The sequence below is a fragment of the Sphingomonas sp. PAMC 26621 genome, assembly GCF_000251145.1.
Taxonomy (GTDB): Bacteria; Pseudomonadota; Alphaproteobacteria; order Sphingomonadales; family Sphingomonadaceae; genus Sphingomonas.
On sequence record NZ_AIDW01000003.1, the window covers coordinates 100662 to 114354 of the forward strand.

General features: G+C 69.6%; 15 protein-coding genes and 1 tRNA gene. 7 read left to right on the plus strand and 9 right to left on the minus strand.

Features of this window, described 5'->3' with window-relative positions; translation table 11 throughout:
- Positions 1-35: 35 nt before the first annotated feature.
- From RI03_RS00495 to RI03_RS00505, 3 genes are all read right to left on the minus strand, one after another.
- The gene (locus RI03_RS00495; RefSeq protein WP_010214461.1) at positions 36-1787 is read right to left on the minus strand and encodes a heparinase II/III family protein; all 1752 of its coding nucleotides are present in this window, start codon (positions 1785-1787) and stop codon (positions 36-38) included.
- On the minus strand, positions 1788-2450 hold the full coding sequence (gene rpe / locus RI03_RS00500; protein ID WP_010214462.1) for a ribulose-phosphate 3-epimerase: 663 nt from the start codon (positions 2448-2450) through the stop codon (positions 1788-1790).
- Between the two features lie 65 nt (positions 2451-2515).
- On the minus strand, positions 2516-3790 hold the full coding sequence (locus RI03_RS00505) for an RsmB/NOP family class I SAM-dependent RNA methyltransferase (protein ID WP_026046334.1): 1275 nt from the start codon (positions 3788-3790) through the stop codon (positions 2516-2518).
- Positions 3791-3892: 102 nt separating this feature from the next.
- Here RI03_RS00505 and RI03_RS22490 point away from each other — a divergent pair, with 102 nt between their 5' ends.
- Positions 3893-4060, plus strand: a complete 168-nt coding sequence (locus RI03_RS22490) for a DUF1674 domain-containing protein (RefSeq protein WP_010161587.1) — start codon at positions 3893-3895, stop codon at positions 4058-4060.
- Between the two features lie 117 nt (positions 4061-4177).
- Here the strand turns inward: RI03_RS22490 and RI03_RS00510 are convergent, their stop codons facing one another.
- Both RI03_RS00510 and tsaD read right to left on the minus strand, forming a co-directional pair.
- Positions 4178-5155, minus strand: coding sequence for an NAD(P)H-dependent glycerol-3-phosphate dehydrogenase (locus tag RI03_RS00510; protein WP_010161585.1), 978 nt, complete (start codon positions 5153-5155; stop codon positions 4178-4180).
- Positions 5152-6183, minus strand: a complete 1032-nt coding sequence (gene tsaD, locus RI03_RS00515; RefSeq protein ID WP_010214466.1) for a tRNA (adenosine(37)-N6)-threonylcarbamoyltransferase complex transferase subunit TsaD — start codon at positions 6181-6183, stop codon at positions 5152-5154. Before tsaD ends, RI03_RS00510 begins: the two co-directional genes overlap by 4 nt.
- 77 nt (positions 6184-6260) lie before the next feature.
- Between tsaD and hemC the strand changes: the two genes are divergently transcribed.
- From hemC to RI03_RS00530, 3 genes are read left to right on the plus strand one after another with little or no spacing between them, the layout of a single operon-like run.
- Positions 6261-7190 carry a hydroxymethylbilane synthase gene (gene hemC, locus RI03_RS00520; RefSeq protein WP_026046335.1) on the plus strand — a complete coding sequence of 310 codons (930 nt, stop codon included), beginning with the start codon at positions 6261-6263 and terminating at the stop codon, positions 7188-7190.
- Positions 7187-7867 carry a uroporphyrinogen-III synthase gene (locus tag RI03_RS00525; protein WP_010214470.1) on the plus strand — a complete coding sequence of 227 codons (681 nt, stop codon included), beginning with the start codon at positions 7187-7189 and terminating at the stop codon, positions 7865-7867. The genes hemC and RI03_RS00525 overlap by 4 nt, the downstream gene beginning before the upstream one ends.
- A gap of 33 nt (positions 7868-7900) precedes the next feature.
- Positions 7901-8929, plus strand: coding sequence for a hypothetical protein (locus RI03_RS00530; RefSeq protein ID WP_238542180.1), 1029 nt, complete (start codon positions 7901-7903; stop codon positions 8927-8929).
- A 34-nt stretch (positions 8930-8963) separates the two neighbouring features.
- Here RI03_RS00530 and RI03_RS00535 read toward each other — a convergent pair whose 3' ends face one another.
- The 3 genes from RI03_RS00535 to RI03_RS00545 are packed head-to-tail and all read right to left on the minus strand — an operon-like array spanning position 8964 to position 10605.
- Positions 8964-9761, minus strand: a complete 798-nt coding sequence (locus RI03_RS00535) for a DUF72 domain-containing protein (protein ID WP_010214472.1) — start codon at positions 9759-9761, stop codon at positions 8964-8966.
- Positions 9762-9794: 33 nt separating this feature from the next.
- Positions 9795-10289, minus strand: coding sequence for a DUF427 domain-containing protein (locus tag RI03_RS00540; protein ID WP_010214475.1), 495 nt, complete (start codon positions 10287-10289; stop codon positions 9795-9797).
- A 7-nt stretch (positions 10290-10296) separates the two neighbouring features.
- On the minus strand, positions 10297-10605 hold the full coding sequence (locus RI03_RS00545) for a hypothetical protein (RefSeq protein ID WP_010214476.1): 309 nt from the start codon (positions 10603-10605) through the stop codon (positions 10297-10299).
- A gap of 115 nt (positions 10606-10720) precedes the next feature.
- On the opposite strand from RI03_RS00545, the gene RI03_RS00550 reads away from it, so the two are divergent.
- The gene (locus tag RI03_RS00550; RefSeq protein WP_026046336.1) at positions 10721-11794 is read left to right on the plus strand and encodes an SPL family radical SAM protein; all 1074 of its coding nucleotides are present in this window, start codon (positions 10721-10723) and stop codon (positions 11792-11794) included.
- Positions 11795-11860: 66 nt separating this feature from the next.
- Here RI03_RS00550 and RI03_RS00555 read toward each other — a convergent pair.
- A tRNA-Gly gene (locus RI03_RS00555) sits at positions 11861-11935 on the minus strand.
- Positions 11936-12114: 179 nt separating this feature from the next.
- Between RI03_RS00555 and RI03_RS00560 the strand changes: the two genes are divergently transcribed.
- Both RI03_RS00560 and RI03_RS00565 read left to right on the plus strand, forming a co-directional pair.
- Positions 12115-13011 carry a tetratricopeptide repeat protein gene (locus tag RI03_RS00560; RefSeq protein ID WP_010214480.1) on the plus strand — a complete coding sequence of 299 codons (897 nt, stop codon included), beginning with the start codon at positions 12115-12117 and terminating at the stop codon, positions 13009-13011.
- Positions 13008-13634, plus strand: a complete 627-nt coding sequence (locus tag RI03_RS00565; RefSeq protein ID WP_010161575.1) for an LON peptidase substrate-binding domain-containing protein — start codon at positions 13008-13010, stop codon at positions 13632-13634. The genes RI03_RS00560 and RI03_RS00565 overlap by 4 nt, the downstream gene beginning before the upstream one ends.
- Positions 13635-13693: the final 59 nt, after the last annotated feature.

The following is a 13693-nucleotide window of genomic DNA, read 5'->3' on the forward strand; positions in this document are numbered from 1 at the left end:
ATGTCGCGCACCCCTGCCCGCTCGGGCCGTGAAATTCAATGCGCGCGCTTGAGCACCCAGCCGACATTCGCGCCGCCCGCCGGCGCCTCGCCCGTCACGACGAGCTGCATCGTCGCATGTGGACGCCCCTCGGCGTCGATCCACAGGCTGTCCTCGAACGCGAGCGCCCCGCCACGGCAGCGGAATTGCCACAGCCCCCCGCCGGGCAACCGCAACAGCGCGGCCATGCCATCAGCTGTCGGCGAGAGCTGTATACCAAGCCCGAGGTGGAAGCGGATCGCGAACGTCGACGGCTGGACCTTGCGGCGCTTTGGTGCAGGCAGCAGCACGTCCTCTCCGCGCAGTTCCTTGCCATCGTTGGTCATCACCAGTTGCCGGCGGTGGATCAGCCCGAAGCGGCGGGCATAGCCATCGTGGCTTGCCTCGATCCGGCTCGATGCTTCGCTCTCTTGCCGCACCAGCTCGACCTCGGCGACGCCGCGCCCAAGCGTGCCATCGGCATGGATCGCGGTCGAATTGCTGTCCCCGACGACCAGCGTCGAATGCGCGGCGGTGGTCCGCAGGCCTTCCGCCAGATCGGCGGGAAGCTGCGCGATTCCGGCGCGCGCGCCACCACAATTGACGATGATCCGGTTGCGCCCGTCGGACAGCTCGAACGCGAGCGTCGACGCGCAGCCGCCTTCGACCAGCCGCGCGACCGGCGGCGGCGCGCCGTCGAGGATCAGCACCGCCGACCCCGCCGCCAGCCGCTGATACCCCCAGTCGCGCGCCTGGCGCAGCGGCCGCGTGCGCACCCCGCTCGCCTCGATCACCTGCGAGAGCGCGGCGACGCCATAAGGCGCGCAGCCCTGCCAGCTGCTGAGGTCACGATCGGTATGGCAGATCCCAAGCAACGCGGGCATCAGCTTGCCGAGCGTCTCGGCGAGGAACGCGGGCGGTTCCAGCCGGCGCGCGTCGTAGACGTCGCGCAGGCAGGTCAGCAGCATGATGAAGTCGACCTGCGCGCCCGGCGAGCGCGCGACGTTGCCGCCATCCTCGTAGATCGACGCCTCGAGCCCACGCAGCAGCGCCGCCTCGACCGCGGACTGGCGCGGGTCACCGCCGGGAATCAGCAAGGTCGCCGCGACCACCCCGCACAGCGCGGCGACGCGCGGCGCGCCCTGGGGTGCCTTTTCCGCATTCCGGTCGATATGCCGCGCACCGCGCGCGAGCGTGTTGAGGACACGGCTGCGATAGACCAGGTCCGCCGACGACAGGATCAGCGGCGCATGCGCGGTCCACGCGAGGATGCGCCGGCCCCACAGATCCGCGCGCCATGCGGGTTCGCTGACGGTGTCGGCATGCTGCGCGAGCCACAGCCGCATCAGATGTTCGGCGATCGGCGTCGCCTGCGCACGCGTCGCGACGGTCGACAGGTCGCGCAACCACGCGAAGCTGTGGAAATAGTCCGCAAACCCCTTCGAGAAGACGGGTTTGGCGAGATCGAGCGTCTCGATGTCGTGCGCTTCGCCGCGAAACGTCAGCATCCCCTCGAGCAGCGCATGCCCCCGCTTGACGTCGCCGAGGAACGGATCATCGGGCACCGCGATCAGCTTGAGCGGATGCCGCCCCTTGAGCCGCAGCCCGTGGATCGGGGTGCGCCACGTCAAACGGTGGAAATGCTCCGAGAGGCGTTCGGCGAGCGACAGGCCCTTGTCCCCACCGAGCCGGATCAGCCGCTTGCCCTCGTCGATCCCGTCCTTCGGCCCTGACGGCACGTCGAGCTCGGGGGTCGAGCGATCGCGCATTTAGCGGCGGAGGCCGGCGATGTTGGCGGCATAGGCATCGGGCCCGCCGCGGAAGGTCGCGGTGCCGGCGACCAGCGCATCCGCGCCCGCCGCAATCGCGCGCGGCGCGGTGCCATGGTCGATCCCGCCATCGACCTCGAGATCGATATCATAGCCGCCGTGGTCGATCATCTTGCGGATGCTCTCGATCTTGCGGAGCGAGCTTTCGATGAACGCCTGCCCGCCGAAGCCGGGATTGACGCTCATCACCAGCACCAGGTCGACCATATCGAGGAGATAATCGAGCGCCTTCGCCGGGGTCTGCGGCGTTAGCACGACGCCCGCGCGCTTGCCGAGGCTTCGGATGTGCTGAAGGCTGCGATGCGTGTGCGGCCCCGCCTCGACATGGATGCTGATCGTGTCGGCGCCAGCTTCCGCGAACGCATCGAGATACGAGTCGACCGGCGCGATCATCAGGTGGACGTCGAGCGGCTTGGCGGTGTGCGGGCGGATCGCCTTCACCACGCCCGGCCCGATCGAGATGTTGGGGACGAAATGGCCGTCCATTACGTCGACATGGATCCAGTCCGCGCCGGCGGCGTCGATCGCGCGGACCTCCTCGCCAAGCTTGGCGAAATCGGCCGAGAGGATGGAAGGGGCGATGCGGACGGGGCGCTGGGACATGATGCGCCAAGCCTGTAGCACGCCGGGGATACGGGACAAGCGCTCAACGCTCCCCGGCAAGATGCTCAGCCCTGCCGTTGCCAGCGCGCGATGAAGAAGCCGTCGTTGCCGCCGGGCTTGACCATCCCGGGCAAGGTCCGCACGCACCCCTTGGCGTCTGGCACGATCCCCGCGGGGAGTTCGTCCACCCCGACCGGCACCAGCGCAAAGTCGGGCCGCGCCGCGGCGAAGCGTTCGCGCTGCTTCTCGCCCTCGGCGGGTTCGAGCGAGCAGGTCGCGAAGACGAGCGTCCCGCCCGGCTTGACCCATTCCGCCGCACGCGTCAGCAAACTGGTCTGCAACGCCGCGAGATCGGTGATCTGCGACGGCCGTACGCGGTGGAGCACGTCGGGGTGCCGGCGGAAGATCCCGGTCGCGCTGCACGGCGCATCGAGCAGCACCGCATCGACCGGCGCGGGTGGTGCCCATTCAAGCACGTCCGCCTCGACGATCTCCGCCGACAGGCCGGTCCGCGCGAGGTTGTCGCGAAGTCGCGCCAGACGACTTTCGGACGCATCGACCGACGTCACCTGCCAGCCCGCGCTCGCGAGCTGCATCGTCTTGCCGCCCGGCGCGGCGCACAGGTCGAGCGCGGTGCCGGTCCCCTTGCCCAGCAGGCGCGCGGGCAGCGACGCGGCGATATCCTGCACCCACCAACGACCTTCCTCGAACCCGGGAAGCTCGGGGACATGCGCCGAATCGATCCGGACATGCCCGGGCAGCAGCGAGACGCCGCCCAGTTCCTCGACGAACCGCGCGGTCTCGTCCCAGTCGGCGAGCGTCAGGTCGAGCGGCGGGGGGGCTGCCATCGCTTCCTCGGCAGCGTGGATGCCGTCGTCGCCCCACGCAGCATGCCAGCGTAGCGCGACCGCATCGGGCAGCGTCGGCAATTCGGGGAGCTGGTCGCCATTCCGCGAGAGCGTCCCGAACACGCCGTGGACGAGCTTGCGCGGGCCGCCGTCGACCAGCGGCAGCACGGTCGCGATCGCGGCATGCGACGGCGTGCCAAGCGACAGCGCCTGCACCAGCGCGATGCGGAGCGCAAAGCGCGCCTTCGAATCATCGGGCAGCCGCGTCTTGGTCGCCGAGTCGATCAGCGCATCCAGATCGGGCAGCCGCCGCAGCACTTCCGCCGCGATCGCATGCGCGAGCGCGCGGTCATCGGCGCGGTCGATCCCCGCGGTGGCGCGACCGATCGCGGCTTCGAGCGGCAGACCCTGGCGCAGCACCGCGTCGAGCATCCGGAGCGCAGCGCGGCGCGCAGGCACGCCGGGGGCCTCTACGGGCTCTGGACGGGGCATGTAACGGCGAGGGGGTGGCAAGGTCACGGGCTTGAACTCTACGCAAAGGACCGCCAATTGGCGGGGGACGCCTTATCTCATGCGTCTGCAAGGAAGTCCCTCATGGCCGCTCGTCCGCCGCATGTGAAGCCACCTGCCTATCTCAGCAAGAATACGCCGGTCCCAGCGCCCGACCCCAAGCCCGCTGACCGCGACGCGCGCGACCATCTCGGGCTCGATCCGACGCGTTATGGCGACTGGGAGCTGAAGGGCATCGCGATCGATTTTTGAGGGGCGGACGTCACGCCGGCGCGCGAGCCCTGTACGAAACGCCCCGTCACCCCGGGCTCGTCCCGGGGTGACGTAGCAAGGGTGCTCCCGGCGACGTTCGCCGGAGCGTTGGCCTACCTAGCGCGCCTCGCGCCGCAATGGCCGCGCGAGCAGTGCCTCGATCACCGCGCCCACTTCCGCGCCTTCCAGCAAAGCACAGACCGCTGCGACCACCGGCATCTCGACCCCAATCGCCGCCGCCGCCGCGCGCAGCACCGGCGCGGTCGCCGCGCCTTCCGCCACCGTCACGCGATCGGCGAGCAAATCCTGCGCGCGCCGCCCCTGCCCAAGCCCGACCCCGAGCGAAAAATTGCGCGATGCGGTCGACGAACAGGTCAGCACCAGATCACCCAGCCCCGACAGGCCGCTCAACGTCTCCGCCTGCGCGCCGCGCGCCAGCCCGAACCGGACCATCTCTGCAAAGCCGCGCGCGATCAGCGCGGCGCGCGCATTCTGCCCGAGCCCTGCGCCTTCGACCACGCCACACGCGATCGCGAGCACGTTCTTGACCGCGCCACCGATCTCCGCACCCGTCACGTCGGTGGTCGCATAGGGCCGCAGCGCCGGTCCCGCGAGCCGGTCCGCCAGCGCCGCCCCGAGCGCCTCGTCGGCGCATGCCAGCGTGACCGCAGTCGGTTGCCCGGCGGCAACTTCATGCGCGAAAGTCGGTCCCGAAAGCACCGCGATCGGCGCGGCGGGATGGACCTGCTGCGCGACCTCGCCGACCAGCATTTGCGTTCCCGCCTCGATCCCCTTGGCGCACAGCACCAGCGGGGTCGCCCCCACCGCCGTCTCGGCGAGCACCGCGCGGACATGCTGCGCGGGCACGACGACGAGCAGCGCATCGCAGACCGACAAGGCGCCGAGCGACCCGGTCGCGACGATCGTCTCGGGGAGCGTGATCCCGGGCAGGAAGCGCGCATTCTGGTGAGTTGCGTTCACCCCCGCGACGACATCCGCCTCGCGCGCCCACAGCAGGACCTCTTCGCCGCCGCGCGCCGCGACCTGCGCGAGCGCGGTGCCCCAGGCGCCGCCGCCGATGACCCCGATCTTCATGCCTTCACTCCCGCGCCACGCACCGCTTCCGCGCCCGGATCGAGCGGCCAGCGCGGCCGCGCGGCGACATCGAGCGGGTCGGTCAGCCCGGCGGCAAAGCGTTCCGCCCCGGCCCAGCCGATCATCGCGGCGTTGTCGGTACACAGCCACAAGGGGGGTGCCACGAAGCGCAACCCGTTCGCCCCCGCCAGATCGGACAGCGCGGTCCGCACCGCACCATTCGCGGCGACCCCGCCCGCGACGACCAGCGCGGTCGCATGATGCGCCTGCCCCAGCGCGCGCACCGTCCGGTCGAGCAGGCAATCGACCACCGCCTGCTGGAACGACGCGGCGATATCCTCGACCGACCAGATTGCGGCCGCCTGCGCGCGCACGACCGCGCTTTTCAGCCCGGCGAACGAGAAGTGCGGCTCGGGCGACCCCTTCAGCGGCCGCGGCAGCGGGACGATCGGACGACCGGCGCGCGCGGCGACCTCGACCGCCGGGCCACCCGGGAAGCCGAGCCCCAAAACTTTGGCGGTCTTGTCGAACGCCTCGCCCGCGGCATCGTCGATCGTCGTCGCGAGCCGCCGATAGCGGTTCACGCCCTCGACCAGCAGCAACTGGCAATGCCCGCCGGACACCAGCAGCAGCAGATACGGAAAATCGAGATCCGGATCGGACAGGCGCGGGCTGAGCGCATGGCCTTCGAGATGATTGACCGCGATCAACGGCTTGCCTGCGGCATGCGCGAGCGCCTTGCCCGTTACCAGCCCGACCATCACGCCGCCGATCAGCCCCGGCCCCGCAGTCGCGGCGATCGCGTCGACCTCGGCGAGCGTGACGCCCGCGTCCGCCAGCGCCGCCTCGATCAGCGGGGCGAGCACCTCGACATGCGCGCGCGCCGCAATTTCGGGAACGACGCCGCCATACGGGCGATGCGCCGCCTCCTGCCCCGCGAGCCGATGCGCCAGGACCTGACGATCCGACGTGACGAGCGCGGCGGCGGTTTCGTCGCAGCTGGATTCGAGACCGAGAATGAGTGCCATGCGCCATCCCTACCGCGCCGCCCGCCACTTGTCGAAGGCGAGCCGGTTCGTCATGACTGGCGACGAAGGGAGCATGCGTGACACAATCGCTCAAGTTGGCGCTCAAGCTGGGAACCCGCGGCTCGCCGCTCGCGCTCGTCCAGGCCAATATGGTGCGCGAGGCGTTGTGCGCCGCGCACGGCTGGGACCGCGACAGGGTCGAGATCGTCCCGATCCGCACCACCGGCGACCGGCGACAGGACGTCGCGCTCGCCGAGATCGGCGGCAAGGCGCTGTGGACCAAGGAACTCGACCGCGCGCTGCTGGCGGGCGAGATCGATTTCGCGGTCCATTCGATGAAGGATGTCGAGACCGTCCGGCCCGAGGCGATCAGCATCGCGGCGATGCTGCCGCGCGCCGACGTGCGCGACCGGATCATCGGCGCGGACAGCGTCGTCGCGTTGCGCGAGGGCGCTATCGTCGGCACGAGTTCGCCGCGCCGGGTCGCGCAGGTCAAGCGGTTGCGCCCCGATCTCGTCACGATCCTGCTGCGCGGCAACGTCGATACGCGGCTCGCCAAGGTGACCGCGGGCGAGGTCGATGCGACGCTGCTCGCCGCCGCCGGGCTCGAACGGCTCGGGCGAGTCGAGGTCGGCACCTGCATTCCGACCGAGGTGATGCTCCCCGCCCCCGCGCAGGGCGCTGTCGGAATCGAGGCGCGCAGCGCCGACGATCGGGTCCGTGGATGGCTGTCCGCGATCGACCACCCGCCGACGCATCGCTGCGTGCTGATCGAGCGCGCGTTGCTCGCGGTGTTGCAGGCGGATTGCCACTCGCCGGTCGCAGCGCTTGCGACGCTCGACGGCGAGACGGTAACGCTGCGCGGCGAACTGTTCGCCGAGGATGGCAGCGCGCATGTCGCGGGCAGCCTGACCGGCACGCTCGATGATCCGACGCTCGCCACGCGACTGGCGCAGGACCTGCTCGACCGCGCGCCGCCGCCGGTCCGCGCGCTGTTTGCGGGATGACGCTGCGGCTGGTCGTGCTCCGGCCCGAACCCGGCAACGCCGCGACCTGCGCGCGCGCAGAAGCAGCCGGGTTCGAAGCGATGGCGCTCCCCCTGTTCGCGGTCGAGCCGCTCGACTGGACCGTACCCGACCCCGCCCGGCACGACGCGCTGATCCTGACCAGCGCAAACAGCCTGCGCTTCGGCGGCGATGGGCTCGCGGCATTGCGAAGCCTGCCAGTGATCGCGGTCGGCGCGCATACCGCGGCGGCCGCGCGCGACTACGGGTTTGACGTCATGGCGACGGGGAGCGGCAATGCCGCCGACATCCTTGCGCTCGCGGCACATCACGGCATCGCGCGCGCGCTGCACCTGACCGGGCATGATCGAACGCTCGAGGCGGGCGGCGTGATCGCGACGTTGATCCCGGTCTATCGCAGCGCCGCCGTGCCGGTCGAACCGTTCGCGCTGGCGGTGCTCGACCACGGCGTCGCGCTGCTCCACTCGGCGCGCGCGGCGAAACGGATCGCGGCGCTGGTCGACGCCGCCGAGACTCGTGCGACGATCGCGCTGGCCGCGTTCAGCCCGGCGATCGCGGCGGCGGCAGGCGTCGGCTGGCGTGCGATCGTCACCGCTGCGACCCCCGATGACGCGGCACTGTTCGCAGCCCTCGCACCGCTTGCGCCGACGAAGCGTTGACCGTTTGCGTCAGGACGATGATAAGGCAAGCCTATGGACGAAACCGCGCCAACCGTCCCCGAGACCGATTTCGCTGCACGCTCGCGTGTCGAGACCGCCACCGCTCCGACAGTGCCCCCCTTCACACCACCCCCGTACACGCCGTCGGTCCCAGCGGGCCGGCGCGGCATGGGATGGCGCATGGGGGTCGCGCTCGGGCTGATCGCATTCCTGATCGGGGTCGGCGCGACCGCTTTCTTCGTAACGCGCTTCGGCAAGGACGGTGACGGCAAGCAGGTCGCGACGATGACGCTGCCCGTCTCGAACGGCCAACCCCCGGTCGTCATCCTGCCGGGCAAGCCGGGTGCGCCGGTCCCCGCGATCGATCTCGCCGCCTTGACCGGTCGCGAGGAGCAGCTCGCCGCAAAGCTTGCCGAACTGGAAGCGCGCGAGACGGGAATCGACCAGGATGCGCAGCAGTCTGCGGCTTATGCGACCCGCAGCGAGGGGCTGATGGTCGCGTTCGCCGCACGACGCGCGCTCGATCGCGGGCTCAACCTCGGTTTCCTCGAACAGCAATTGCGCAAGCGCTTCGGCACGTCCCAGGCGGCAGCGGTGGCGTCGATCACCCAGGCGGCGCGCAACCCGGTGACGCTCGAGGACCTGCGCGCCGGGCTCGACGGGGTCACCCCCGAATTGATGACCGGCGTCGGCAGCAGCGGCTGGCTCCAGAGCCTTGGGCGCGAAATCCGCAACCTGGTCGTGCTGCGTCGCGCGGGCACGCCCTCGCCGCTCCCGATCGACCGGATCGCACGCGCCCGGCGGCTGCTCGAAGCGGGACAGGTAGAGGCGGCGCTCGCCGAGGTGTCCCGCATGCCAGGGGCGAGCCAGGCGACCCGCTGGACCGAAGCGGCGCGCCGCTACATCGGTGCGCGCCATGCGCTCGACACGATCGAAAGCGCCGCGATCAATGCCCCGGGCGTCGAGCCGAAGGCGAGCGTGCAGGCGCCACCGGCAGCGCCAGTGGCGCCAGCTCCGGCGCAACCCGATGCCGCGGAAGCGGGGACGTCCCCCGCAGTCTAGCGAACGTCGCGAGTCAACCGCCCCCTACCGCCCCTTACCCCGAACAGCGCTCGATCAACGCCATCGCCCCATGCGGTGCACGCACCTTGGCGCCGTTGATGAAGAAGACGAACGTATCGCGTGGCTGCGTGGGTGCCGCGTCCGCGACATAGGGCAATCCCTCGGGCGATCCGCCCGCCGCCCAGTCCCGCGCCGCCGCGGCCCAGCGATCGAGCGCTGCCGGGGCGTAACCCGCTGGCTCCTCCTCGACCGCCGCCTCGAGCCGCGCATAGACGAAGTCCCCGCTCACGTCCGCAATCGCGAGATAGTCGGTCGAATCGGCATAGACGATCGCGACTCCCGCCGCGCGCGCCAGTGCGACGAATTCGGGTACGAGGAAACTGTCGTGCCGCACCTGCACCGCGTGGCGCAGCGCGATACCATCCTGGCTGGCGGGCAGCAGCTTGAGGAACGCGCCGAAATCGTCGGGATCGAACTTCTTGGTCGCCATGAACTGCCACAGGATCGGCCCGAGCCGGTCGCCAAGCTCGGTGATCCCCTGCCCGGTGAATCTGGCGATTGATTCGCCCGCCTCGGCGAGTACCTTGCGGTTGGTGCAATAGCGCGACGCCTTGAGGGTGAAGACGAACCCGTCGGGCACCGCCTTTGCCCAGGACGCGAAGGTCGCGGGCTTCTGCGACGAATAATAGGTGCCGTTGACCTCGATCGCGGTCAGCTTGGACGCGGCATAGTCGAGCTCGCGCTTCTGCGCCCATTTCTCGGGGAAGAACGTCCCCCGCCAGGGCTCGTAGGTCCAGCCGCCAATGCCGATTCGGATATCGCCGTGTGTCATGCCGGCGATGCTAGCCGACCCGGTTGGCGCGGCCTACCACAACCGGCTGCCGGGAATGCCCTTGAACGGCCCGGCGAAGGCGCTGGTGATCCAGCCGCCGTAGAAGTCGCCGGGTTGCGGCGTCACCGTCTCGCCGTCCACGCTGCACCGGTCGAACGGCGCAGCGTAGAAGGCGACATGGTCGCGCAGCATCGCGAAACCGGGGGTCGGGTTGGCGTAGCTCCACCCGACCCGCGGCAGCACGTCATCCTCCACCACCACGTCCCAATAGGCCGCATTCCCCTTCCACTCGCAGAACGACGCGCCGGGCGCACGCCGCAGCACGCCGTCGCGAATATCCGCGCGCGGGATGTAGTAGCTCGGCGGATGGCTCGTCTCGAGCGTCCGCACCGTCGCGCGACTGTCCGCGACCACGATCCCGAGATGCTCGATCACGACATGCGCGGTGGTCGCTTGAGCGATTGCGGGGCGCGGGAACGCCCAGACGCTTTCCTGCCCGGGCAGCACGGGATCGGGTTTGGGCCACATGGTCCGGTCAGTCGGTCGCGACGTCGGCGGCGTCGAACTCGGCGAACGCGCTGCGGATTTCACCGGCGCGCGCCTCGTCCGCGACATCGACCGAAACGATCACCCGGCCATTCAGCGCGGCATCGTCGCGCGATTCGGGGCTGGGCTCGCCAGCTTCGGCGTCCGACCCGGCGGTTTCCTCGCCTGCCGTGTTCTCGTCGCCCGCGGCAGCAATGAAGATGTCGGTCCGCTCGATGCCCTGTTCCTGGACGAGCCGTTCGACCGTCATCTCGGCTTCGCGACGGGTGGCGAAGGTTGCGGTGAGCGTGGTTGCCATGGCGATGAATCCTCTCTCGGCGCGCTTCGTGCGCGCCCTCCCCGCTTAAACGCCTTTGCCAAATGATCGCTCCCGGCAAAATGAACGCAGGCGACGGACCGCGCGTTTGGCGCTCGTGACTTCGTTCATTGATCCCGCCCCCCGAACCTGGCGTCCGCGCCGCCTGCTCATCACCCGCTCGGCGCGCGACTGGGCGCACGGTCGCGACATCGCCGCGCGTGCCGCCGCGCAGGGCGTCGCCGTGGTCGACTTGCCCAACGATCGGGTGGTGTGGGACCAGCCCGACGATCCGCGCGCCGCCTATGCGGAAGCGAAGGCGACGCTCGCGGTCGTCGTCGCGCCGCCGTCGAAGCTCAGGCTCGAACCGATCGCGCCGAGCGCGGACTGGCGGGTCGATCTGGCGGCGGGATGCCCCGCGCATTGCAGCTATTGTTATCTCGCGGGCTCGCTCAAGGGCCCGCCAATCACGCGGGTCTATGCCAATCTCGACGAGATCCTCGGCGTCCTGCCCCGCTACATGGATCAGGGGACGATCACCTCGCGCTCCGCCGCCCGTGCGCATGAGGGAACCACGTTCGAGGCGAGCTGCTACACCGATCCGCTGGGCATCGAGCCGCTGACGGGGTCGCTGTCGCGCATGATCGCATGGTTCGGCGCGTCGGATGCCGCGACCCAGCTTCGCTTCACCACCAAGTTCGCGGACGTCGCGCCGCTGCTCGGACTCGATCACCAGGGCCGGACCCGGATGCGCGCGTCGATCAATCCCGCGCGCTACGCTCGCTTCGAAGGCGGCACCGCGCCGGTCGCGGCGCGGCTTCATGCGCTGCGGCGGATGGCGGACGCGGGCTATCCGGTCGGGCTGACGATCGCGCCGATCATCGCGGCGGACGGATGGGAAGCGGCGTACGATACGCTGCTCGCGGACGCCGCGGCGTTGCTTGCCGAAGTTCCGGACTTGACCGTCGAGCTGATCACGCACCGTTTCACCAGCGGCTCGAAGGCAGTGCTCGACAGCTGGTACCCCGGCTCCGCGCTCGACATGACCGACGCCGACCGCGTCACCAAGCGCACCAAGTTCGGCACCGAAAAACAGGTGTATGACGCCGCGACGATGAAACGGCTGCGCGCGTGGTTCACCCGCGAGATCGCGCGGCGCTTGCCGCTGGCACGCGTGCTGTACTGGACGTGACGCGCGAATCGGCGGCCGTCCGTACGGCGGATCCCCGAGGGGAATGATATCGATGTAGGAAGTCGCTGGAGCGGGCGAAGGGATTCGAACCCTCGACCCCAACCTTGGCAAGGTTGTGCTCTACCCCTGAGCTACGCCCGCTCTGGCGCTGTGTGCCGGACTGTGGAGCCCGGCGGGTAGGGGGGGGCCTCTAACACCGGGTTGGCAGGTCGGCAAGCGTCTTTTCGCACAATCGCGAAAAGGGTTGGCTTGTCGGCCCTCGCCCCCACATAAGGCGCTACGACCCGAACGAATTGGAGCATCTCTTGGCGACCCTGGGAATGAGCGCAGTCGAACGTGACGCGGTGGAGGCATTCCGCCGCGACGTGGTCGAACCATCGATGACCAAATTGGTGATCATCGACTTCTGGGCGGAATGGTGCGGCCCGTGCAAGGCGCTGACCCCGGTGCTGGAAAAGGTCGCGGCCGCCTATGCCGACAAGGGCGTGGTGCTCGCCAAGGTCGATACCGACAAGAACCAGTTCATCGCGGCGCAATTCCAGATCAAGTCGATTCCGACCGTCTATGCGATGTACCAGGGGCAGCTCGTCGCCGACCTGACCCCCGCGCGGACCGAATCGGCGTTGAAGACGATGCTCGACCAGTTGCTCAAGCAATTGCCGATCGAGACCGAAGCCGCGCAGGGCGAGGCCGAGATCGAGCCGTTGATCGCGATGGGCGAGGAAGCGCTCGCCGAGGGCGATGCGGACCGCGCCGCCGCCATCTTCCGCCAGATCGCCGAGATCGCGCCCGATCATCCCGCGGTCAACGCGGGCTTCGTCCGCGCGCTGGTAGCCGCAGGCGAGCTCGACGCGGCGCAGGAGCACCTTGCCGCGATGCCCGAGGACACCGCCAAGCATCCCGAGATCGAACGCGCCCGTGCCGCGCTGGCGCTGGCGCAGGATGCGACTCCGGTCGATGATCTCGCCGGGCTCGCCGCCGAGGTTGCCGCCAACCCCGGCGATTTCGACAAGCGGTTCGCGCTCGCTAACGGCCAGATGGCAGCGAACGACCGCGATGCGGCCGCGACCACGTTGCTCGCGATGATCGCCGAGGATCGCGCCTGGAACGAAGGCGCCGCCCGCACGCAGTTGCTCAAGCTGTTCGAGGTGGTCGGGCTTGAGGACCCGTGGGTGTCGGCGCAGCGTCGCAAGCTTTCCGCGATCCTGTTCGGATGACGATCTCCCGCCTCTCGATCTTCCCGCTGCCGGGCGCATTGCTGTTCCCGGGGATGCATCTGCCGCTCCACATCTTCGAGCCGCGCTACCGCGCGATGATCTCGGACGCGATGGCGCGCGATCGCCGGATCGGGATGGTCCAGCCGCGTCCCAACGTGCCCGCCCGGCCCGACAAGCCGCTGCTGTTCGACATCGGCTGCATCGGCAAGATCGCCGAATTCGAGGCGAGCGAGGACGGGCGCTACAATCTGATCCTCGAGGGGCTGTCGCTGTTCCGCATCGTGCGCGAGCTCGATGTCCCGACCGCGTTCCGCCAGGTCGAGGCGGAACTGATCGCCTCCCCCGAATCGCCCGAGGTACTGTCGCTGTCGCGGCGCGCGGCGCTGGAGAGCGAATCGCGGGCATTTGCTGATTCGCAAGGATATGCGGTCGACTGGGATGCAGTGACGCGGCTCGACGACGAGGCTTTGGTCAACGGCATCGCGCAGATCGCGCCGTTCGACGTGGCGGCCAAGCAAGCGCTGCTCGAAGCGGAACGGATCGAGGAACGCGCCGAGCTGATCATCCAGCTGATGCAATTCTTCGGGCGGCACGACGGCGAGGATTCGGTGACGCTGCAATAAGCGAACCACGGTCGCTTGCCTGCAGCTCGCGGTGTGTATAGATACACATCGATAGTGAG

What these genes read in the sequence shown, in the direction of transcription:
- RI03_RS00495 (WP_010214461.1), bottom strand. Translation starts at nt 1,787, where the DNA reads ATGCGCGATCGCTCGACCCCCGAGCTCGACGTGCCGTCAGGGCCGAAG.
- rpe (WP_010214462.1), bottom strand. Translation starts at nt 2,450, where the DNA reads ATGTCCCAGCGCCCCGTCCGCATCGCCCCTTCCATCCTCTCGGCCGAT.
- RI03_RS00505 (WP_026046334.1), bottom strand. Translation starts at nt 3,790, where the DNA reads ATGCCCCGTCCAGAGCCCGTAGAGGCCCCCGGCGTGCCTGCGCGCCGC.
- RI03_RS22490 (WP_010161587.1), top strand. Translation starts at nt 3,893, where the DNA reads ATGGCCGCTCGTCCGCCGCATGTGAAGCCACCTGCCTATCTCAGCAAG.
- RI03_RS00510 (WP_010161585.1), bottom strand. Translation starts at nt 5,155, where the DNA reads ATGAAGATCGGGGTCATCGGCGGCGGCGCCTGGGGCACCGCGCTCGCG.
- tsaD (WP_010214466.1), bottom strand. Translation starts at nt 6,183, where the DNA reads ATGGCACTCATTCTCGGTCTCGAATCCAGCTGCGACGAAACCGCCGCC.
- RI03_RS00525 (WP_010214470.1), top strand. Translation starts at nt 7,187, where the DNA reads ATGACGCTGCGGCTGGTCGTGCTCCGGCCCGAACCCGGCAACGCCGCG.
- RI03_RS00530 (WP_238542180.1), top strand. Translation starts at nt 7,901, where the DNA reads ATGGACGAAACCGCGCCAACCGTCCCCGAGACCGATTTCGCTGCACGC.
- RI03_RS00535 (WP_010214472.1), bottom strand. Translation starts at nt 9,761, where the DNA reads ATGACACACGGCGATATCCGAATCGGCATTGGCGGCTGGACCTACGAG.
- RI03_RS00540 (WP_010214475.1), bottom strand. Translation starts at nt 10,289, where the DNA reads ATGTGGCCCAAACCCGATCCCGTGCTGCCCGGGCAGGAAAGCGTCTGG.
- RI03_RS00545 (WP_010214476.1), bottom strand. Translation starts at nt 10,605, where the DNA reads ATGGCAACCACGCTCACCGCAACCTTCGCCACCCGTCGCGAAGCCGAG.
- RI03_RS00560 (WP_010214480.1), top strand. Translation starts at nt 12,115, where the DNA reads ATGAGCGCAGTCGAACGTGACGCGGTGGAGGCATTCCGCCGCGACGTG.
- RI03_RS00565 (WP_010161575.1), top strand. Translation starts at nt 13,008, where the DNA reads ATGACGATCTCCCGCCTCTCGATCTTCCCGCTGCCGGGCGCATTGCTG.